Origin of the sequence: Streptomyces sp. NBRC 110035, assembly GCF_000829695.1 — a bacterium.
Classification (GTDB): domain Bacteria; phylum Actinomycetota; class Actinomycetes; order Streptomycetales; family Streptomycetaceae; genus Streptomyces.
This window is the reverse complement of sequence record NZ_BBNN01000018.1, coordinates 296,485-315,950: the sequence shown is the minus strand read 5'-3', so window position 1 is coordinate 315,950 and position 19,466 is coordinate 296,485. Positions and strand designations below refer to the sequence as shown.

Below are 19,466 nucleotides of genomic sequence, written 5' to 3'. Positions count from 1 at the left end.
CGGCCGGACGACGGACAGCGGTCCGACGGTTCCCGACTCGGCCCTGCGGAGAACGGCTGACACGCCGGCGCCGGCAGTCCGGCTCGGTGTCCGGGGAGTCGGTCGATTTCCTGGCCGAGTGAGGTGCTCAGGTCGGCGATGAGTCCGGCTCGGTGTCCGGGGAGTCGATCCTGCCGGATCAAAGAACCCTCGTGCGGTGCTCACGCGCGAGCGCCCTCCCCGACCGGTCCGGAGGCGGGGAAGGGCGCTCGACGTCGGCCGGTGCCGACAGCCGTGGACAGCTCGACGGTGGTGGCGTCGGGCGACGGGGCCGCCGCACGGCAGGGCCGGACACCGGTGATCAGTTGTGGCTGTGCAGGACGTCGTTCAGGCCGCCCCAGACCGCGTTGTTCGGGCGGGCCTCGACCGTGCCGGTGATCGAGTTGCGGCGGAAGAGGATGTGGGAGGCGCCGGACAGCGCGCGGGCCTTGACGACCTCGCCGTCGGGCATGGTCACGCGGGTGCCGGCGGTGACGTAGAGGCCGGCCTCGACGACGCACTCGTCGCCGAGCGCGATGCCGACGCCCGCCTCGGCGCCGACCAGGCAGCGCTCGCCGATGGCGATGATCACACTGCCGCCGCCGGACAGCGTGCCCATGGTGGAGGCACCGCCGCCGATGTCCGAGCCGTCGCCGACGACGACGCCCGCGGAGATGCGGCCCTCGACCATGGAGGTGCCGAGGGTGCCCGCGTTGAAGTTGACGAAGCCCTCGTGCATGACCGTGGTGCCCGCGGCGAGGTGGGCGCCCAGGCGGACCCGGTCCGCGTCGGCGATGCGGACGCCCTTGGGGACGACGTAGTCCGTCATCCGGGGGAACTTGTCGATGGACGTGACGGCCAGGTGCAGGCCCTCGGCGCGGGCGTTCAGCCGCGCCTTCTCGACGTCGTCGACGGCGACGGGGCCGAGCGAGGTCCAGGCGACGTTCGCGAGGAAGCCGAACATGCCCTCCAGGTTCTGGCCGTGCGGCTTGACCAGACGGTGCGAGAGAAGGTGGAGACGCAGGTAGACGTCGTGCGCGTCGGTCGGCTTCTCGTCGAGCGAGGAGATGACCGTACGGACCGCGACCACTTCGACGCCCCGGCGCGCGTCCGGTCCGATCGCCGCACTCGCGCCGGCGCCGAGGAGTTCGGCGGCGCGCTCGGCGGAGAGCCGCTCGGTGCCGGACGGGCCGGGCGCGGCGGCGAGTTCGGGGGCGGGGAACCAGGTGTCGAGGACGGTTCCGTCGGCGGTGAGGGTGGCGAGGCCGGCGGCCACTGCGCCGGTGGTGCTCTGAGCAGTCGAGTCGGTCATGAGGGCAACCTAACCGGCGCGGGCCCGGCGATGCGAACCGGTGCCGCGCCGTCTCGGGTACCGGGCGGGGCCTCCCTGCCGGCCGGTCACTGTGCCGGGACGAGGACTTCCGGGTCGTCGGCGTGCAGCACGGGGTGGCTGTGGAGCAGTTCCTCCGGCACGTCGAACCCTCCGACCAGCGTCAGCGCGTGGGGCTCCAGGGCGGCGACGACATGCTCGACGGCGTCGGGCAGCTGCTGCACCTGGTCGGTGGTGAGCCGCCCCCGGGCCAGCAGGTCACCGCTGTGTGCGGCGACGCGGCGCAGCGTGAACAGCCGGTGCAGGTCGGTGAGGACCTGCCGGGCCGCCGCGGTGCCGGCCCGGGTGGCCGCGTCGAGGAGGGCGTCGCCGGCCAGGCGGTGGGCGTGTGCGTCGACGAGCTGGAGGGCGGGGGTGACGGTGGCGTTCCACCGGGCCAGGGGGGAGGGGGGCCGGCCGCCGCGCAGCCGGGTGCGGGCCCGTTCGTGCCATATCCGCTCGATGTCCGTCAGGAGGTCCTGCAGGTGGTGCGGGTCCTCCAGCACACGCGGCCCCGGCGGGATCTCACTGGTCGGTTTCGGGGCGAAGCCGCCGAGGAGCATTTCGCCTGCGGCCTTGACCCAGATGACCTTGTTGTCGCCTTCGGCGGTGATGGTGCCTTCGTTCGCGGCGAGCTGGCCGGCGATGCCGTTGGCGAGGATCAGGCCCTGGGCGCCGCAGCGTTCGCGGCATTCGGTCATGATGGCGCGGGCCTGCCAGGTGATCCATCCCTTGGTGACGGCGACGAGCCGTTCGCAGTCCTGCAGGTCGTCGTCCGTCGCCTGTGTCCACTGCTGGGTGACGCCGCGTTGCAGGAGGGTGGCGGCGTAGGCGGTGGCGGTGGCCTCCAGCAGCGGGGCGTGATGGCTGCGGTGCGCGAACAGCGGCACCCTGTGGCCGCTGGTCATGCCGGAGGTGTGGCGGCTGTGGGCGTGGCGGGTGGCGACGGTCAGGGCATGGCGGGTGGTGCCGAGGCTGTAGGCGCTCATGCAGAGTTTGCCCATGGTGACGCGTCCGATGGAACGGAGGAAGCGTTTGCGGGGGTTGCCGAGGCTGCTGGTGAAGCGACCGTCGGGGGTGAGGCGGCCGTGGTCGCCCTGGAGCAGTGCGGTGTAGGGCAGGTCGACCCGGTCGAAGGTGGTGGCGCAGTGGTCGACCGGGCTGCTGGCCGTCCGGGGCAGGCGGCGTATCCCGATGCCGGGCATCGGCGTGCCATGGGCGTCGTGCAGCGGGGTCAGGAACAGGAAGACGCCCAGGTCCCGGTCGTCGACGAGGAGGCGGGCGGCGACCACGGCGTCCTTGGGCCCGCCCACGGGGCTGGTGTTGGGCATCCACTTGCAGGCCTCGGGGCGGGGGGTGTGGAGGACGAAGCCGCCGGTGGCCCGGTCGAAGGTGCAGGTGGTTTCCATCTGGGCGGCATCGTTGCCGTGCGTGAGTTCGGTGCACAGAAACGTTCCGACCCGGGCCATCCGCAGATACTCCGTCAGGTCCCGCTGGTCGTGGTCGTGATCGAGGAGGCTGCCGAGGAAGAGGTTGTAGTGGATGCTGGCGCAGGTCGCCATGCCGGCGTCGGCGACGCCGGCCCACTCGTGCATCGCGCTCAGCGCGGCAGGGTCGGCCGCGAAGACCGACGGGTGGTCGATGGCGTCGTTGACCAGTCGCAGACGCTCGTACGACAGCCGGATACGTTCTTCGTGACCGAGACCCTCCTGGTAGGAGAACGGTGCAGAGCTGAACAGCCGCTTCCAGGGGTGGTGGAGACTCGCGGCGCGGGTACCGAACAGTGCGGTGGCGAGTTCGTCGGACACGTCCTGCTGGCGAGAGAGCTGAGTGTCAATCACAGGGGCACAAGTTACTGCTGATGGTCACATCATCGCATCATGATCATCGACACGATTGAGAGGGCGCGGGAGGTGGAATCTACCCTTCCCCCGGCACCGCGATGCATGGAAAAGGAACGAACGTGCGGCGGGTGAAGTGCCGCGTCCCCGCCGGGAGATGCTCTCGTCGCCCCCGTGTCACCGTGGGTCATGCCACTGACACCGCGGCCGGCCCGCCCCCCGCGTACGGGTGCTTTGGACTCCTGCGGGGAGGAGGGCCCGGGCAGGGCAGCGGACTGACGCCCCCTCACTCCCCGGGCAGGATCCGGCCGAACATCTCCCGCGCGTACTCCTCGTCGTACGGCGTTCCGGTCAGCAGGGTCTGGAGGCCGATGCCGTCCATCAGGGCGACCAGGGCGCGGGCGGTGACCGGGTCGGTGCGGCGGGACAGCAGGTCGGTGACGCCCTCGCACCACTCGGCGGCGACGGGACGCAGGGCGGGGCGCCGCAGGGCGGCCAGATACAGCTCGTACTCCAGCTCGACGCCGGTGCGTTCGCCCGCGAGCCACTCGCCGAGCAGACCGGCGAGTCCGGCCGCCAGGTCGGTGCCCGGGTCCCCCAGGCCGCCATGCGGGGCGACGGCCCGGGCGAAGCCCTCGTTCGCCTGGCGCAGCGCGGCCACCAGCAGCTCGTCGAGGGTCTTGAAGTGGTACGTCGTGGAGCCGAGCGGCACGTCGGCCTCGGCGGCGACGCTGCGGTGACTGAGCCCCGCGATGCCGCTCCTGCCGACGACGCGGATCGCCGCGTCGATGATCCGCCGGCGCCGCTCGGGGTCGTACCGCCGGGCCATCAGGGCGCGCCGCCGAGGTTGAGCACGACCACGCCGACGATGATCAGCGCGATCCCGGTGGCCTTGACGACGGTGAGGCCCTCCCCCATGAACAGGACGCCGATCGCGGCGACGGCGGCCGTGCCCACCCCCGCCCAGATGGCGTACGCGGTGCCGATGGAGAGGGTGCGCAGCGTCTGCGCGAGCAGGGTGAAGGAGACCACGTAGCCGAGCAGGGTCAGCAGCGAGGGCCAGAGCCTGCTGAAGCCCTCGCTGTACTTCATGGCGGTGGTGGCGCCCACCTCCGCGGCGATCGCCCCGGCGAGCAGCAGGTATCCCATGTGTACGAGCGTACACAACGGCCCGGCGCCCGGATGCGGAACGCGTATGCGACCTCCCGCGTGCACAGAACGGCGACACCCGTGTCGGGTGTCGCCGTTCTGCGGCAGAACCGGTGCCCGGCGGACGTCTCAGACGTTGAAGCCGAGTGCCCTCAGCTGTTCGCGGCCGTCGTCCGTGATCTTGTCGGGGCCCCACGGCGGCATCCAGACCCAGTTGATGCGCAACTCGCTGACCAGGCCTTCGGTGGCGGACTTGGCCTGGTCCTCGATGACGTCGGTCAGCGGGCAGGCCGCGGACGTCAGGGTCATGTCGACGGTCGCCACATTGGAGTCGTCGACGTGCACGCCGTAGATCAGGCCGAGGTTGACGACGTCGATGCCCAGTTCGGGGTCGACGACGTCCAACAGGGCCTCACGGAGCTCCTCCTCCGAGGCCGGCTTCATCTCCACGGTCTCGCTCATGCCGTTGTCCTTTCGGCGTCGGAGCCCAGGGCCTGGGCTGTCGCGTCCTTCCACGCCATCCAGCTCAGGAGGGCGCACTTGACGCGGGCGGGGTACTTGGACACCCCGGCGAACGCGACCGCGTCCTCCAGGGTCTCCTCCATCGCGTCGTCCGGCTCGATCTTGCCCTTGGACTGCATCAGCTCCAGGAAGGTCTCCTGGATCCGCTGCGCCGTGGCGAGGTCCTTGCCGACCAGCAGGTCGTTCAGCACGGAGGCGGAGGCCTGGCTGATGGAGCAGCCCTGCCCCTCGTAGGAGACGTCGCTGACCGTCGTGCCGTCGTACTTCACCCGCAGCGTGATCTCGTCGCCGCACGTCGGGTTGACGTGGTGCACCTCGGCGTCGCCGTCCCGCAAGCCCCGCCCGTGCGGGTTCTTGTAGTGGTCCAGGATGACTTCCTGGTACATCGAATCAAGCTTCACGCCCAGCCCCTCAGCCGAAGAAGTTCCGTACGTGCTCCAGGCCGTCGACCAGTGCGTCGATCTCGGCCGGTGTGGAGTACAGGTAGAACGACGCTCGCGTGGTCGCGGGAATTCCGTACCGCAGGCAGACCGGCCGCGCGCAGTGGTGGCCGACCCGGACCGCGATGCCCTGCTCGTCGAGGACCTGGCCCACGTCGTGCGGGTGGATGTCGCCCAGCGCGAACGAGATCGCGGCGCCGCGGTCCTCGGCCGTGTCGGGGCCGATGATGCGCAGGTCCGGGACCTCGGCCAGCCGCTTGACGGCGTACTCGGTGAGCGCGTGCTCGTGCGCGAGGATCTTGTCCATGCCGATGGCCGACAGGTAGTCGATCGCGGCACCGAGACCGACCGCCTGGGCGATCGGCGGGGTGCCCGCCTCGAACTTGTGCGGGGCCGGCGCGTAGGTCGACGAGCTCATCGACACGGTCTCGATCATCTCGCCGCCGCCGAGGAACGGCGGCAGGTCCTCGAGCAGCTCCTGGCGGCCCCACAGGACGCCGATGCCGGTCGGGCCGCACATCTTGTGGCCGGTGAAGGCGACGAAGTCGGCCTGGAGGGCCTGTACGTCCACCGGCATGTGCGGGGCGGCCTGGGAGGCGTCGATGCACACCAGGGCGCCGACCTCCTGTGCGCGGCGCACGATCGCCTCGACCGGGTTGACCGTGCCCAGGATGTTGGAGACCAGCACGAAGGAGACGATCTTCGTCTTCTCGGTGATGACCTCGTCGATGCGGGACAGGTCGAGGCGGCCGTCGTCGGTGAGGCCGAACCACTTCAGCCTGGCGCCGGTGCGCTGCGCGAGCAGCTGCCACGGCACGATGTTGGAGTGGTGCTCCATCTCCGTGATGACGATCTCGGTCTCGTGGTCCACCCGGTAGGGCTCGTCGGCCCAGCCGAGCATGTTCGCCACGAGGTTGAGCGACTCCGAGGCGTTCTTCGTGAAGATCACCTCGTCGCGCGAGGGCGCGTTGACGAACTCCGCGACCTTGTCGCGCGCACCCTCGTACAGCGCCGTGGCCTCCTCGGCGAGCACGTGCACACCGCGGTGGACGTTGGCGTTGTAGCGCTCGTAGTACTCGCTGAGTGCGTCCAGCACCTGGCGCGGCTTCTGGCTGGTCGCCGCGTTGTCCAGGTAGACGAGCTTCCGGCCGTCGTGGATCTGGCGGTCCAGGATGGGGAAGTCCTTGCGGATCGCCTCGCCAAGGAGCCTGGGCTCGGTGAGGAGGCCCGGCAGCTGTGTCACTCGGATGCGCCGCCCTTCACGTATGCCTCGTAGCCCTCGTTCTCCAGCTTGTCGGCGAGCTCGGCGCCGCCGGACTCGGCGATCCGCCCCTCGGCGAACACGTGGACGTAGTCGGGCTTGATGTAGCGCAGGATGCGCGTGTAGTGCGTGATCAGCAGGGTGCCGACCTCGCCGGACTCGCGGACGCGGTTGACGCCCTCGGAGACGATGCGCAGCGCGTCGACGTCCAGGCCGGAGTCGGTCTCGTCGAGGATCGCGATCTTCGGCTTGAGGAGCTCCAGCTGGAGGATCTCGTGGCGCTTCTTCTCACCGCCGGAGAAGCCCTCGTTGACGTTGCGCTCGGCGAAGGCGGGGTCCATGTGGAGGCGCTCCATGGTCTCCTTGACCTCCTTCACCCAGGTGCGCAGCTTGGGGGCCTCGCCGCGGATGGCGGTGGCGGAGGTGCGCAGGAAGTTGGAGACGGAGACGCCGGGGACCTCGACCGGGTACTGCATGGCGAGGAACAGGCCGGCGCGGGCGCGCTCGTCGACGGACATCTCCAGGACGTCCTCGCCGTCGAGGGTGACGCTGCCGCCGGAGACGGTGTACTTGGGGTGACCGGCCAGGGCGTAGGCGAGGGTCGACTTGCCGGAGCCGTTGGGGCCCATGATGGCGTGCGTCTCGCCCTGCTTCACGGTGAGGTCGACGCCCTTGAGGATTTCCTTCGTGGCGTTGTCGGCCTCGACGGTGACGTGCAGGTCTCGGATTTCAAGCGTTGCCATGGATGCCTCAGGACTCCTGGGTGAGGGAGACGAGCACGTCGTCCCCTTCGATCTTTACGGGGTATACGGGGACGGGGCGCGTGGCCGGAAGACTGTCGGGCTTGCCCGAGCGCAGGTCGAAGCGCGAGCCGTGCAGCCAGCACTCGATGTGACAGTCGTCGACCTCGCCCTCCGAGAGGGAGACGTTCGCGTGCGAGCAGATGTCGTTGATCGCGAACACCTCGCCCCCGGTGTGTACGAGGGAGACCGGCGTGCCGTCGAGTTCCACCCGTTTCGGGGTGTCCTCCTCCAGCTCGCTCAGCCCGCAGGCACGTTGGAAGGTCATGCGACCGACGCCTCCAGCTCCTCCTCGATCTTGGCGATCAGACGTTCCTCGATGTCCGGGACGCCGATCTGCTGGACGAGTTCGGCGAAGAAGCCGCGGACGACCAGACGGCGGGCGTCCTGCTCGGCGATGCCGCGGGCCATCAGGTAGAAGAGCTGCTCGTCGTCGAAGCGGCCGGTCGCGGAGGCGTGGCCGGCGCCGACGATCTCGCCGGTCTCGATCTCCAGGTTGGGCACGGAGTCGACACGGGCGCCGTCGGTGAGGACGAGGTTGCGGTTCATCTCGTAGGTGTCGGTGCCCTCGGCCCGGGCTTCGATGAGCACGTCGCCGATCCACACGGCGTGCGCGTCGTCGCCCTGCAGCGCGCCCTTGTAGACGACGTTGGACTTGCAGTGCGGGACGTTGTGGTCGACCAGGAGGCGGTGCTCCTGGTGCTGGCCGGCGTCGGTGAAGTACAGGCCGAACAGCTCGGCCTCGCCGCCGGTGCCGGCGTAGGCGACCCGCGGGTGCAGCCGGACCAGGTCGCCGCCGAAGGTGACGACGACGGACTTGAAGGAGGCGTCGCGGCCGACGAGGGCGTTGTGCTGGGCGACGTGCACGGCCCGGTCGTCCCAGTCCTGGACGGAGACGACGGTGAGCTTGGCACCGTCGCCGAGGACGTACTCGACGTTGGCGGCGAGCACCGCGTCACCGGTGTGGTCGATGACGACGACCGCCTCGGCGAAGGCGCCGAGCTCGATCACCTGGTGGCTGTAGGCGGTGCCGCCGTCGCCGTGCACCGCGATGCGGATCGGCTCGGTGAGCACGGTCTCCTTCGGCACGGTCACGACCGAGGCCTGCTCGAAGGCGCTGTACGCCTGCGCGGCGACGCGGTCCACCGGCTTGCCCGCCCGGCCGAGCCGCGCGTCGTCACGGCCGACGGCCTCGACACGGACGCCCTCGGGCGCCTCGACGGCGATCTTGACGCCCGCGGTGGCGACGGCGGTGCCGTCGTGCAGGCCGCGCAGGCGCTCGAGCGGGGTGAACCGCCATTCCTCCTCGCGGCCGTGCGGGACCGGGAAGGACGCCACGTCGAAGGACGGGGGCGCGCTCATACGGGTGGCGACGGTCGACTCCGCGGCCACCGCGATCGAGCCGGCGGTGGTGGAGCCCACCGGTAGGGGTCCCCCCGCCGCAGCGACACCGGAGGTGGGGGAATTCTGAGCCTCAGCCATGGCTGTCGTAGTGCTCTCTTTCTGAGTGGGACGTGTGCTGTCCGGCGGGGCGGGCCGACCCGGCCCGCCCACGGGCGGGTCGGGTCGGCCGGCCGGGGCGGGGCGGCGGGTCAGCCGACCGCGCCTTCCATCTGCAGCTCGATCAGCCGGTTGAGCTCCAGCGCGTACTCCATCGGCAGCTCCTTGGCGATCGGCTCGACGAAGCCGCGGACGATCATCGCCATCGCCTCGAACTCGGACAGGCCGCGGCTCATCAGGTAGAAGAGCTGGTCCTCGGAGACCTTGGAGACGGTCGCCTCGTGGCCCATGGACACGTCGTCCTCGCGGACGTCGACGTAGGGGTAGGTGTCCGAGCGGGAGACGGTGTCCACGAGGAGCGCGTCGCACAGCACGTTGGACTTGGCACCGGGGGCGCCCTCACCGATCTCGATCAGACCGCGGTAGGAGGTGCGGCCGCCGCCGCGCGCCACCGACTTGGAGACGATGTTCGACGAGGTGTTCGGAGCCATGTGGACCATCTTGGCGCCGGCGTCCTGGTGCTGGCCCTCGCCGGCGAAGGCGATGGAGAGGGTCTCGCCCTTGGCGTGCTCGCCCATGAGGTAGACGGCCGGGTACTTCATCGTCACCTTGGAGCCGATGTTGCCGTCGACCCACTCCATGGTCGCGCCCTCGTAGGCCACGGCGCGCTTGGTGACCAGGTTGTAGACGTTGTTCGACCAGTTCTGGATGGTCGTGTAGCGGCAGCGGCCGCCCTTCTTGACGATGATCTCGACGACGGCGCTGTGCAGCGAGTCCGAGGTGTAGATCGGGGCGGTGCAGCCCTCGACGTAGTGGACGTAGGCGTCCTCGTCGACGATGATCAGCGTCCGCTCGAACTGGCCCATGTTCTCGGTGTTGATCCGGAAGTAGGCCTGGAGCGGGATGTCCACGTGGACACCCTTGGGAACGTAGATGAACGACCCGCCGGACCACACCGCCGAGTTCAGCGACGCGAACTTGTTGTCGCCGACCGGGATGACGGTGCCGAAGTACTCCTGGAAGAGCTCCGGGTGCTCCTTCAGCGCGGTGTCCGTGTCGAGGAAGATGACGCCCTGCTCCTCCAGGTCCTCGCGGATCTGGTGGTAGACGACCTCGGACTCGTACTGCGCGGCGACACCGGCGACCAGGCGCTGCTTCTCCGCCTCGGGGATGCCGAGCCGGTCGTAGGTGTTCTTGATGTCCTCGGGCAGGTCCTCCCAGGAGGCGGCCTGCTGCTCGGTGGAGCGCACGAAGTACTTGATGTTGTCGAAGTCGATGCCCGACAGGTCCGAACCCCAGTTGGGCATGGGCTTCTTGTCGAACAGGCGCAGACCCTTGAGCCGCAGCTTCAGCATCCACTCCGGCTCGTTCTTCTTCGCGGAGATGTCACGGACGACGTCCTCGCTCAGACCACGCTTGGCCGCGGCGCCTGCCGTGTCGGAGTCGGCCCAGCCGAATTCGTACGTACCCAGGCCCTCGAGTTCGGGGTGGGCAGTCTCCGTGGGGAGAGTCATGCGGGGTTCCTCCCGGCCGTGCTTGCGGATGCGGATTCGTTGCGGATGTGGAGCGAGGTCTTCCCGGCCTCCGTGCCCGCCGGACCGGTCGGGGCCGTCGAGGACTTCGGGATGAAGGTGGTGCAGACGCCGTCGCCGTGGGCGATGGTGGCGAGCCGCTGGACATGCGTACCGAGCAGCTCGGCGAAGAACTCCGTCTCCGCCTCGCAGAGTTGCGGGAACCGCTCGGCGGCGTGGGCGACCGGGCAGTGATGCTGGCACAGCTGCTCGCCCTGCTGCGGGTGGGGTGCGCTGCGCGCGGTGGCAGAGTACCCGTCCGCGGTGAGCGCCCTGGCCAGGGCCCGGGCCCGCTCCTCGGGGGCGGCCGCCTCCACCGCCGCGCGGTACGCGCCGGCCTGGGCGGCGATCCGGGCGCGGGCGAACGCGGCGATCGCCTCGTCGCCGCCCTCCTGCTCGCCGATCCAGCGCAGGGCGTCCACGGCCAGTTTGTCGTACGACTGGTCGAAGGCGTCCCGCCCGCAGTCGGTGAGGGCGAAGACCTTGGCGGGGCGTCCGCGGGTGCGTGCGCCGTAGACCCTGCGCTCGCGCGCCTCCACGATTCCGTCGCCCGCCAGGGCGTCGAGGTGCCGGCGGACGGCCGCCTGGGTCAGTCCGAGCCGCTGGGCGAGTTCGGAGACGGTCGAGGGCCCGTGGTTCAGGACGGACCTCGCGACCCGGTTGCGGGTGGACCGCTCACCGGTCGCGAGTTCCTCCTGGGGAGCCTCGCCGACGTTTTTCACAACGCCATTGTTGCGTAATTCATCCGGGCCGGGCAACCCACGCACGATCCGCCCCGGGTGCGCTGCATCACTTAGGTAAACCTAAGATGACCTGCGGAAACGATCTCCGGTCGATCGGGGCACCGAGGAAACCGGTGGCGGCCCGAGGACCCTTCCGGGACACTCCCGATCCTGCCGGCCCCCTTCCGACCGGCCCTCTTGCCACCCGGGGCACCCCCGCCGCCGGACTCACCGACTCACGGACCCGGTCACCGCACCGTCCCCGCACACGGGAGTTCCTGAACCCCGCGACCCGACACCCCGGTCCCGTACCTAGACTCGTGCACCATGCGAAGTGAGCCCGTGGTCCAGGTGCAGGCCCTGGTGAAGCGGTACGGCACGAAGACCGCGGTGGACGGCCTCGACCTGGTGGCACGACAGGGCGTGACGGCCGTGCTCGGCCCCAACGGGGCGGGCAAGACGACCACGGTGGAGACCTGCGAGGGATACCGGCGCCCCGACTCCGGCACGGTGCGCGTCCTGGGCCTGGACCCGGTGCGGCAGTCGGCCGCGCTCAGGCCCCGCGTCGGCGTGATGCTCCAGTCCGGCGGCGTCTACTCGGGCGCGCGGGCCGACGAGATGCTCCGGCACACGGCGAAGCTGCACGCGCACCCCCTGGACGTGGACGCGCTGATCGAGCGCCTCGGCCTCGGTTCCTGCGGCCGTACGACGTACCGGCGGCTCTCCGGCGGCCAGCAGCAGCGGCTCGCGCTGGCGATGGCCGTGGTCGGCCGCCCGGAGCTGGTGTTCCTGGACGAGCCGACCGCCGGACTCGACCCGCAGGCCCGCCGCGCCACCTGGGACCTCGTACGGGATCTGCGCGCCGACGGGGTCTCCGTCATCCTCACCACGCACCACATGGACGAGGCCGAGCAGCTCGCCGACGACGTCGCGATCATCGACGCCGGCCGGGTGGTGGCCCAGGGCAGCCCCGAGCAGCTGTGCCGGGGCGGCGCCGAGAACACCCTGCGCTTCTCGGGCCGGCCGGGGCTGGACGTGGTCTCCCTGCTCAAGGCGCTGCCCTCCGGCTCCCAGGCCGACGAGGTGACCCCGGGCTCGTACCGGGTGGTCGGCGAGGTGGACCCGCAACTGCTCGCCACCGTCACGTCCTGGTGCGCACAGCACGGCGTGCTGCCGGACCGGATCTCGGTGGAGCGGCACACCCTCGAAGACGTTTTCCTCGAGCTCACCGGCAAGGAGCTGCGCTCGTGACGGCCACCGGAACCTACTCACCGAAGCCGGGCGCGGCGCCGCTCCCCCGCATGATCGCGGCGCAGGCGGCGCTCGAGACGAAGATGCTGCTGCGCAACGGCGAGCAGCTGCTGCTCACCGTGGTCATCCCCACGCTGCTGCTGGTGCTGTTCAGCACGGTGGACATCGTGGACACCGGCGAGGGCGAGGCCGTGGACTTCCTCGCCCCCGGTGTCCTCGCGCTGGCGGTGATGTCGACGGCGTTCACCGGGCAGGCCATCGCCACCGGCTTCGAGCGCCGGTACGGGGTGCTGAAGCGGCTGGCGTCCTCGCCGCTGCCGCGCTGGGCCCTGATGACCGCGAAGACGTTGTCGGTGCTGGTCACCGAGGTGCTCCAGATCGCCCTGCTGACGGGGATCGCGTTCGCGCTGGGCTGGTCGCCGCGGGGCGGTCCGTTCGCGGTGCTGGTGCTGCTGGTGCTGGGCACGGCCGCCTTCTCGGGGCTCGGTCTGCTGATGGCGGGCACCCTGAAGGCCGAGGCGACGCTCGCTGCCGCCAACCTGGTGTTCCTGCTGCTGCTCGTCGGCGGCGGGGTCGTCGTGCCGCTGGACACCTTCCCGGACGCCGCGCAGAACGTCCTCGGGCTGCTGCCCGTCTCGGTGCTGTCGCAGGGTCTGCGGGACGTGCTCCAGGACGGGGCGGGGCTGCCGTGGGGCCAGGTCGCGGTCCTCGCCGTGTGGGCGGTCGCGGGGCTGGCGGCGGCGGGCCGGTTCTTCCGCTGGGAGTGAGCGGGTCGGCGGGCACCGCCGACCGGGACCCTCGTGAAAGCGTGCACAAGCGGCGTCCTACGATGGTCGCGTGCCAAACCTGACCCGCGCCGACGCCCAGGCGGCCCTGCGCAACCCCCTCGCCTTCATCGCCGCACGCTGGACCCCGGACCCCCGGACGGTCCGGCGGGCGGCCCTCGCCGCGCTCGTCATGTCGGTGGTCATCGTGGTCACCGGCGGTGCCGTGCGGCTGACCGGTTCCGGCCTGGGCTGCCCGACCTGGCCCAAGTGCACCGAGGACTCCATCGCCTCCACGCGCGAGATGGGCGTCCACGGTCTGATCGAGTTCGGCAACCGGCTGCTGACGTACGTGCTGTGCGCCGCCGTCGGCTGGGCGATCGTCGCCGCGCGCTCCCGAAAGCCGTACCGGCGCGGCCTGACCCGGCTGGGCTGGGCGCAGTTCTGGATCGTGATGGGCAACGCGGTCCTCGGCGGCATCGTGGTCCTGGTCGGCCTGAACCCGTACACGGTCGCGGCGCACTTCCTGCTCTCCTCGGCGCTGATCGCGGTGGCCACCCTGATGTGGCACCGCGTCGGCGAGGGCGACGGGGAGCCCCGGCCGCTGGTCGGCAAGCCGGTGCGGCAGCTGGTGTGGTTCCTGGTGGCGGTCTCCGTGCTGCTGATCGCGGTCGGCACGGTGGTGACCGGCGCGGGGCCGCACGCGGGTGACTCCAGCGAGGTCGAGCGGATGCCGCTGGACTGGGAGACGGTCAGCAAGCTGCACGCCGTGCTGGCGTGGATCGTGGCGACGCTGACGTTCGCCCTGTGGTTCGTCCTCAAGGCGGTGGACGCCCCCGGTGGCCCGCTGAGCCGCACCCGCGAGCTGTTCCTGATCATCCTCGCGCAAGGCGTGATCGGCTACGTCCAGTACTTCACGGACCTCCCCGAGGTCCTGGTCGGCGCCCACATGTTCGGCTCCTGCGTGATGTGGATCTGGGTGGTGCGGGTCCTGCTGTCGCTGCGCGAGCGGCCGGACACGCCGGTGGCCGAGGTGCCGGTGCCGTCCGCTCAGCCGTCCCGCGCCACAAGCGAGTCGATCGCCGGGCCCAGGTAGTCCCGGGTCAGCCCGACCCGGTGCTGGATCCACTTTTCGGTGGTCGGCGCGGGGGCGGTCGGCGCGGGATCGGCGTAGCGCCGCCTTCGGACGTCCTCGACGACCTCACCGGGGGCACCCAGGCCGGGCAGTACCTCCAGGGCCTCCCGCTTGGAGATCAGGCGGCCCTCGCGCAGGGTGACCGTGGCACGGGCGAAGGCCAGCAGTCCCAGGTCGACCCATACGTCCTGCGTCCAGTTCGCGGCCCGGTCCACCTCCCTGCGCCAGAAGTCGCGCTGGTCGCGCACCACGAACGCGGCGAGTTCGCCGTCCGGCACCGGCGGCAGCGCGTCCACGGGCGGCACGCCGTGCAGGACCCGTCCGAAGCTGTGCAGCTCGGTCCGGGTGACCGGGGTGACCGTTCGGCGGAAAAGCTGCTCGTGTGCCCAGGTCAGGTGGCGCCGCTCGGCGTCTCCCGCGGTGTCGCGCGCCAGGTAGGTGCAGTGCAGCCGGTCGGCGAGCGGCTCGCCCCGCAGGCGGGCGTGCAGCAGCGCCACCCTCCACACCGTGCGCGCCGTGACCGGGCGGTCCAGGACGGTGATCAGATCCAGGTCGCTGCGGCCCTCCCGGTAGTCGCCGCCGGCCAGCGAGCCGTGTGCCCAGACGGCGACGGGGGTGAGCGGTACGAGGCCGGTGAGGAAGCGGTCGAGCAGGGCGTCGGTCGGCATCCCTCCAGTCTTCACGCACCGGTCCGGCCCGTACACCCTGCGTCCCGTCCTCACGTCTCACTCGGGCCCGTACCCCCTGCCCGCGTTCTCCGAGGCGATCATCGCGGCCACCCGCCGCGCGTCGCCGAGTGCCCACGCGCCTTCGGCGACCCGGCCGCCGAGGACCCGGGCGAGGGCCTCGCGGAACAGGCGTGCGCCCACGGCGTGCAGTCCGGGCAGCCCCTGGACGCCGCTCGGCCGGGAGGGCGGTGCGGCTCCAGGCCCAGCAGGGGCGGGCACCAGCGGCGTACGGCGGAACCGGTCCGGGGGGCGAAGAGGGTGGTGCCCGGGGCGGGCGGGCCATCACCGCGGGCGGGCCGGGCCTCGAAGGTGCCGAGGCCCGGCCCGGTGTGCGGCACGCCGTGGCAGTACTGGTCCACGAGGGACGGCGGGGCGGTCATCCGGGCTCTCCAGGTGGGCGCTGCGCCGGTGTCGCGGGGCCTGACGGCGAGCCGGTGAGCAGGTGTTGCCCGGCCACGGCCCCGCCGCGGCGCCGGCCCCGTGGGACGCGCGGGGCCGGCGCCGCCCGGGGGCGGGGTTCAGCCGTTGGCCGGGCCGCCGATCTGGAGGCCCGCCATGCGGGTCCACTCGTACGGGCCGGTCCTGACCTTGGACGCGAACTCGCCGTCGAAGTCCTCGTGGAGGGTGAGGCCCGCCCGCTCGGCCGCCTTCCGCGCGATCGGGTAGGAGTGGGCGACCAGGTCGCCCCAGTCTCCGTCCTCGCCGACCAGTACGATCCGGGCGCCGCGCTGTCCGAGGTACGCGATCTGGCCTTCGGCTCCGCCGTGGGCCGTGGCGAAGCCACTGATCCGCCGGGCGAGCTTGGCCGCCTCCCGGTCGGCCTTGCGCTCGGCCTTCTGTGCGGCCCGCTGCTCGGAGGTCTGCTCGGCCTTCGGGTCCGACTGCTGCGTGTCTGCCATGACCAGGATGCTACCGACGGGTAGACCGAACGGCGACGGGCGGGGTCCGTGGCCTCGGCCACGGACCCCGCCCGTCGGACGGAGAGCAGACGGTCTACCGCAGGAAGGGGTCCACCGCGACGGCCACGAAGAGCAGCGACACATAGGTGATGGACCAGTGGAACAGGCGCATCTCCTTGAGCTTTCCGCCGGTCACCTCGGACCTGGCCCGGTTGAGGAGCGCGTGCGCCTCCCAGAGCCACCAGCCGCCCGCGGCCAGCGCGACCGCGGTGTAGAACCAGCCGGTGTAGCCAAGCGGGGTGAGCAGCAGCGACACCGCGACCATGACCCAGCTGTAGGCCACGATCTGCTTGGCGACCACCTTGTTGGAGGCGATGACCGGAAGCATCGGCACGCCCACGCGCGCGTAGTCGTCCTTCACCTTCATGGACAGCGGCCAGTAGTGCGGCGGCGTCCAGAAGAAGATGACGAGGAAGAGGACGACCGGCGCCCAGGACAGCGAATCGGTGACCGCGGACCAGCCGATCAGCACCGGCATGCAGCCGGCGATGCCGCCCCACACGATGTTCTGCGACGTACGCCGTTTGAGGATCATCGTGTAGACGACGACGTAGAAGAGGAGCGCGCCGAGGGAGAGCCAGGCGGACAGCCAGTTGACGGTGAGACCGAACAGCAGGGTCGAGACGACGGCCAGGGCGATGCCGAAGGCCAGGCACTCGCGCGGGCCGACCATGCCCGTGACCAGGGGGCGCTGCGAGGTGCGGTCCATCAGCGCGTCGATGTCGCGGTCGATGTACATGTTGAGCGCGTTGGCGCCGCCCGCCGACAGGTAGCCGCCGAGGCAGGTGAGCAGTACCAGCTGCAGATCGGGCACACCCTGCTGCGCAAGGAACATCACCGGAACGGTGGTGATGAGCAGCAGCTCGATGATCCGCGGCTTGGTCAACGCCACGAACGCCTTGACACGGGCCCCGATCGGCCGGTGGCTCGGGCTCTGGCTCGTCCCGATAACCCCCGCAGGACGGGATTCAACGGCCGTCACTCGCACCCCTGACAGAGACATCCCAGCGAGCCCTCCCGGATGAAGTGGCGGTAGGGGATCGCGCGTACCACGCCACCTTAGACGTTGCCCAGACCCGGACATTCGCGGGGGGTCCGCTCGTGTTGGACGCGGCCGCTCACGGCACGGATGCCGGCTCGATTGAGCAACCGGATGAACGGCCCCGTATTCATCTGCCGAATGCGCATACTCCCCCGTCAGAAGGCGGACCGCCGGGAGCCCGGGGCCGTCTGGAAGGGCTCGGGGGAAGCACCTCCTCCGGGGGTAGGCTCGACTTCGCCGGTATGGACTCGTCCGGCATCCGAAGACATGTGGAGAGGAGCCCTGACCCAGGGTGAGCACCAAGCCGACCACCACAGATCTCGAGTGGACCGAACTGGACCAGCGGGCCGTGGACACCGCCCGCGTCCTGGCCGCCGATGCCGTACAGAGGGTCGGCAACGGCCATCCCGGTACGGCGATGAGCCTGGCGCCCGCCGCTTACACCCTCTTCCAGAAGGTGATGCGGCACGACCCGGCGGACGCCGACTGGGTCGGGCGGGACCGTTTCGTCCTGTCCGCCGGCCATTCGTCCCTGACCCTCTACACCCAGCTGTACCTGGCCGGTTTCGGTCTGGAGCTGGACGACCTCAAGGCGTTCCGCACCTGGGGTTCGAAGACACCGGGTCACCCCGAGTACGGGCACACCACCGGCGTGGAGACGACGACCGGGCCGCTGGGCCAGGGTGTCGCCAACGCGGTCGGCATGGCGATGGCCGCCCGCTACGAGCGCGGCCTGTTCGACCCGGAGGCCGCCGCCGGCACCTCCCCGTTCGACCACTTCGTGTACTGCGTCGCCGGTGACGGCTGTCTGCAGGAGGGCATCTCCGCCGAGGCGTCCTCGATGGCCGGCCACCAGAAGCTCGGCAACCTGATCCTGCTGTGGGACGACAACCACATCTCGATCGAGGGCGACACCGAGACGGCCGTCTCCGAGGACACCGTCAAGCGGTACGAGGCCTACGGCTGGCACGTGCAGCGTGTCGCCCCGAAGCCGGACGGCGACCTGGACCCGAGCGCGCTCTACGACGCGATCGCCGAGGCGAAGAAGGTCACCGACCGGCCGTCGTTCATCGCGATGCGCTCGATCATCGCCTGGCCGGCGCCCAACGCGCAGAACACCGAGGCCGCGCACGGTTCGGCGCTCGGCGACGACGAGGTGGCCGCCACCAAGCGGGTGCTGGGCTTCGACCCGGAGCAGACCTTCGAGGTGGCCGACGAGGTCATCGGCCACACCCGCGGGGCGCTGGAGCGCGGCAAGCAGGCGCGGGCCGAGTGGGAGAAGTCGTTCCGGGAGTGGCGGAGCAACAACGCGGAGCGCGCGGCCGAGTTCGACCGGATCGCGGCCGGTGAGCTGCCCAAGGGCTGGGAGGACAAGCTTCCGGTCTTCGAGCCGGGCAAGGCGGTCGCCACGCGCGCCGCGTCCGGCAAGGTGCTCCAGGCGCTCGGCGCGGTCGTCCCGGAGCTGTGGGGCGGCTCGGCCGACCTGGCGGGCTCCAACAACACGACGATCGACAAGACGTCGTCGTTCCTCCCGGCGGACAACCCGCTGCCCGAGGCGAACCCGTACGGCCGCACGGTCCACTTCGGCATCCGCGAGCACTCCATGGCCGCGGAGATGAACGGCATCGCGCTGCACGGCAACACCCGGATCTACGGTGGCACCTTCCTGGTGTTCTCCGACTACATGCGCAACGCGGTGCGGCTGTCCGCCCTGATGCACCTGCCGGTGACGTACGTGTGGACGCACGACTCCATCGGTCTGGGCGAGGACGGCCCGACCCACCAGCCCGTCGAGCACCTGGCCTCGCTGCGCGCCATCCCCGGTCTGAACGTGATCCGCCCCGCGGACGCCAACGAGACCGCGATCGCCTGGCGGGAGATCCTGCGGCGCTGGACGAAGGAGTTCGGCAAGGGCGCCCCGCACGGTCTGGCCCTCACCCGCCAGGGCGTGCCGACCTACGAGCCGAACGAGGACGCCGCGCGCGGTGGCTACGTGCTGTTCGAGGCCGAGGGCGGCGCTCCGCAGGTCGTTCTGATCGCCACCGGTTCCGAGGTGCATGTCGCCGTCGGGGCGCGCGAGCGGCTGCAGGCCGCCGGCGTGCCGACGCGTGTGGTGTCCATGCCGTCGGTGGAGTGGTTCGAGGAGCAGGACCAGGAATACCGGGACAGCGTCCTGCCGCCGGCGGTGAGGGCCCGCGTCGCCGTCGAGGCCGGCATCGGCCTCACCTGGCACACGTACGTGGGGGACGCCGGGCGCATCGTGTCCCTGGAGCACTTCGGCGCGTCCGCCGACGGCAAGGTGCTGTTCCAGGAGTACGGCTTCACCCCCGAGAACGTGGCCGACGTCGCCCGGGAATCGCTGACCGCCGCCCAGCGCTGACGCTCACATACGAC

At 70.9% G+C, this 19,466-nt stretch carries 20 protein-coding genes and 1 pseudogene; 4 read left to right on the top strand and 17 right to left on the bottom strand.

Going from position 1 to position 19,466, the window contains the following annotated elements; translation table 11 throughout:
* Positions 1-340 precede the first annotated feature (340 nt).
* The 12 genes from dapD to TU30_RS07725 form a co-directional block, all read right to left on the bottom strand.
* Positions 341-1,330 carry a 2,3,4,5-tetrahydropyridine-2,6-dicarboxylate N-succinyltransferase gene (gene dapD / locus TU30_RS07780; RefSeq protein WP_042166287.1) on the bottom strand — a complete coding sequence of 330 codons (990 nt, stop codon included), beginning with the start codon at positions 1,328-1,330 and terminating at the stop codon, positions 341-343.
* 86 nt (positions 1,331-1,416) lie between these two features.
* On the bottom strand, positions 1,417-3,228 hold the full coding sequence (locus TU30_RS07775) for an acyl-CoA dehydrogenase (RefSeq protein WP_042166286.1): 1,812 nt from the start codon (positions 3,226-3,228) through the stop codon (positions 1,417-1,419).
* Between the two features lie 286 nt (positions 3,229-3,514).
* A complete protein-coding gene (locus TU30_RS07770) occupies positions 3,515-4,057 on the bottom strand; it encodes a TetR/AcrR family transcriptional regulator (RefSeq protein WP_042166285.1) in 543 nt (180 codons plus the stop codon).
* Complete coding sequence (locus TU30_RS07765) at positions 4,057-4,377, bottom strand: multidrug efflux SMR transporter (protein WP_042166283.1); 321 nt, start codon at positions 4,375-4,377, stop codon at positions 4,057-4,059. Before TU30_RS07765 ends, TU30_RS07770 begins: the two co-directional genes overlap by 1 nt.
* A gap of 129 nt (positions 4,378-4,506) precedes the next feature.
* The gene (locus tag TU30_RS07760) at positions 4,507-4,839 is read right to left on the bottom strand and encodes a metal-sulfur cluster assembly factor (RefSeq protein ID WP_042166281.1); all 333 of its coding nucleotides are present in this window, start codon (positions 4,837-4,839) and stop codon (positions 4,507-4,509) included.
* Entirely contained in the window at positions 4,836-5,300 is a 465-nt protein-coding gene (gene sufU, locus TU30_RS07755) for a Fe-S cluster assembly sulfur transfer protein SufU (protein WP_042166278.1), read from the bottom strand. Before sufU ends, TU30_RS07760 begins: the two co-directional genes overlap by 4 nt.
* A 10-nt stretch (positions 5,301-5,310) precedes the next feature.
* Positions 5,311-6,582, bottom strand: coding sequence for a cysteine desulfurase (locus TU30_RS07750; protein WP_042166275.1), 1,272 nt, complete (start codon positions 6,580-6,582; stop codon positions 5,311-5,313).
* Positions 6,579-7,343 carry a Fe-S cluster assembly ATPase SufC gene (gene sufC / locus TU30_RS07745; RefSeq protein WP_042166273.1) on the bottom strand — a complete coding sequence of 255 codons (765 nt, stop codon included), beginning with the start codon at positions 7,341-7,343 and terminating at the stop codon, positions 6,579-6,581. Before sufC ends, TU30_RS07750 begins: the two co-directional genes overlap by 4 nt.
* A gap of 7 nt (positions 7,344-7,350) precedes the next feature.
* Positions 7,351-7,668, bottom strand: coding sequence for a non-heme iron oxygenase ferredoxin subunit (locus TU30_RS07740; protein ID WP_042166271.1), 318 nt, complete (start codon positions 7,666-7,668; stop codon positions 7,351-7,353).
* Positions 7,665-8,882, bottom strand: coding sequence for a Fe-S cluster assembly protein SufD (gene sufD / locus TU30_RS07735; RefSeq protein ID WP_052479755.1), 1,218 nt, complete (start codon positions 8,880-8,882; stop codon positions 7,665-7,667). Before sufD ends, TU30_RS07740 begins: the two co-directional genes overlap by 4 nt.
* Before the next feature lie 110 nt (positions 8,883-8,992).
* Positions 8,993-10,414, bottom strand: coding sequence for a Fe-S cluster assembly protein SufB (sufB, locus tag TU30_RS07730; protein WP_042166267.1), 1,422 nt, complete (start codon positions 10,412-10,414; stop codon positions 8,993-8,995).
* Positions 10,411-11,193 (bottom strand): metalloregulator ArsR/SmtB family transcription factor, encoded by a 783-nt coding sequence (locus tag TU30_RS07725; protein ID WP_042166265.1) that lies wholly within the window; start codon positions 11,191-11,193, stop codon positions 10,411-10,413. Before TU30_RS07725 ends, sufB begins: the two co-directional genes overlap by 4 nt.
* A gap of 327 nt (positions 11,194-11,520) precedes the next feature.
* On the opposite strand from TU30_RS07725, the gene TU30_RS07720 reads away from it, so the two are divergent.
* The 3 genes from TU30_RS07720 to TU30_RS07710 all read left to right on the top strand — a co-directional run bounded on the left by TU30_RS07720 (position 11,521) and on the right by TU30_RS07710 (position 14,304).
* Positions 11,521-12,444 carry an ABC transporter ATP-binding protein gene (locus TU30_RS07720; RefSeq protein WP_078878164.1) on the top strand — a complete coding sequence of 308 codons (924 nt, stop codon included), beginning with the start codon at positions 11,521-11,523 and terminating at the stop codon, positions 12,442-12,444.
* Positions 12,441-13,211 (top strand): ABC transporter permease, encoded by a 771-nt coding sequence (locus TU30_RS07715; RefSeq protein ID WP_234307805.1) that lies wholly within the window; start codon positions 12,441-12,443, stop codon positions 13,209-13,211. The genes TU30_RS07720 and TU30_RS07715 overlap by 4 nt, the downstream gene beginning before the upstream one ends.
* Before the next feature lie 79 nt (positions 13,212-13,290).
* A complete protein-coding gene (locus tag TU30_RS07710) occupies positions 13,291-14,304 on the top strand; it encodes a heme A synthase (protein ID WP_042166624.1) in 1,014 nt (337 codons plus the stop codon).
* On the opposite strand, the gene TU30_RS07705 is transcribed toward TU30_RS07710, so the two are convergent.
* From TU30_RS07705 to TU30_RS07695, 5 genes and pseudogenes are all read right to left on the bottom strand, one after another.
* The gene (locus TU30_RS07705; protein WP_042166260.1) at positions 14,259-15,011 is read right to left on the bottom strand and encodes a nucleotidyltransferase domain-containing protein; all 753 of its coding nucleotides are present in this window, start codon (positions 15,009-15,011) and stop codon (positions 14,259-14,261) included. The genes TU30_RS07710 and TU30_RS07705 overlap by 46 nt on opposite strands.
* Positions 15,012-15,068: 57 nt before the next feature.
* Complete coding sequence (locus TU30_RS35935; protein ID WP_158719302.1) at positions 15,069-15,212, bottom strand: hypothetical protein; 144 nt, start codon at positions 15,210-15,212, stop codon at positions 15,069-15,071.
* Between the two features lie 20 nt (positions 15,213-15,232).
* Positions 15,233-15,451 (bottom strand): annotated as a pseudogene (locus TU30_RS36965) (amidohydrolase); the annotation flags it as partial.
* Positions 15,452-15,589: 138 nt separating this feature from the next.
* Positions 15,590-15,970 (bottom strand): hypothetical protein, encoded by a 381-nt coding sequence (locus tag TU30_RS07700; protein WP_042166258.1) that lies wholly within the window; start codon positions 15,968-15,970, stop codon positions 15,590-15,592.
* Positions 15,971-16,064: 94 nt separating this feature from the next.
* On the bottom strand, positions 16,065-17,033 hold the full coding sequence (locus TU30_RS07695) for a heme o synthase (protein ID WP_370626578.1): 969 nt from the start codon (positions 17,031-17,033) through the stop codon (positions 16,065-16,067).
* Positions 17,034-17,364: 331 nt separating this feature from the next.
* On the opposite strand from TU30_RS07695, the gene tkt reads away from it, so the two are divergent.
* On the top strand, positions 17,365-19,452 hold the full coding sequence (gene tkt, locus TU30_RS07690) for a transketolase (protein ID WP_042166253.1): 2,088 nt from the start codon (positions 17,365-17,367) through the stop codon (positions 19,450-19,452).
* Positions 19,453-19,466 lie beyond the last annotated feature (14 nt).

Coding starts and splice junctions, on each gene's coding strand:
- dapD (WP_042166287.1), bottom strand. CDS start 1,330: ATGACCGACTCGACTGCTCAGAGCACCACCGGCGCAGTGGCCGCCGGC.
- TU30_RS07770 (WP_042166285.1), bottom strand. CDS start 4,057: ATGGCCCGGCGGTACGACCCCGAGCGGCGCCGGCGGATCATCGACGCG.
- TU30_RS07765 (WP_042166283.1), bottom strand. CDS start 4,377: ATGGGATACCTGCTGCTCGCCGGGGCGATCGCCGCGGAGGTGGGCGCC.
- TU30_RS07760 (WP_042166281.1), bottom strand. CDS start 4,839: ATGAGCGAGACCGTGGAGATGAAGCCGGCCTCGGAGGAGGAGCTCCGT.
- sufC (WP_042166273.1), bottom strand. CDS start 7,343: ATGGCAACGCTTGAAATCCGAGACCTGCACGTCACCGTCGAGGCCGAC.
- TU30_RS07740 (WP_042166271.1), bottom strand. CDS start 7,668: ATGACCTTCCAACGTGCCTGCGGGCTGAGCGAGCTGGAGGAGGACACC.
- sufD (WP_052479755.1), bottom strand. CDS start 8,882: ATGGCTGAGGCTCAGAATTCCCCCACCTCCGGTGTCGCTGCGGCGGGG.
- sufB (WP_042166267.1), bottom strand. CDS start 10,414: ATGACTCTCCCCACGGAGACTGCCCACCCCGAACTCGAGGGCCTGGGT.
- TU30_RS07720 (WP_078878164.1), top strand. CDS start 11,521: ATGCGAAGTGAGCCCGTGGTCCAGGTGCAGGCCCTGGTGAAGCGGTAC.
- TU30_RS07705 (WP_042166260.1), bottom strand. CDS start 15,011: ATGCCGACCGACGCCCTGCTCGACCGCTTCCTCACCGGCCTCGTACCG.
- TU30_RS07700 (WP_042166258.1), bottom strand. CDS start 15,970: ATGGCAGACACGCAGCAGTCGGACCCGAAGGCCGAGCAGACCTCCGAG.
- TU30_RS07695 (WP_370626578.1), bottom strand. CDS start 17,033: ATGTCTCTGTCAGGGGTGCGAGTGACGGCCGTTGAATCCCGTCCTGCG.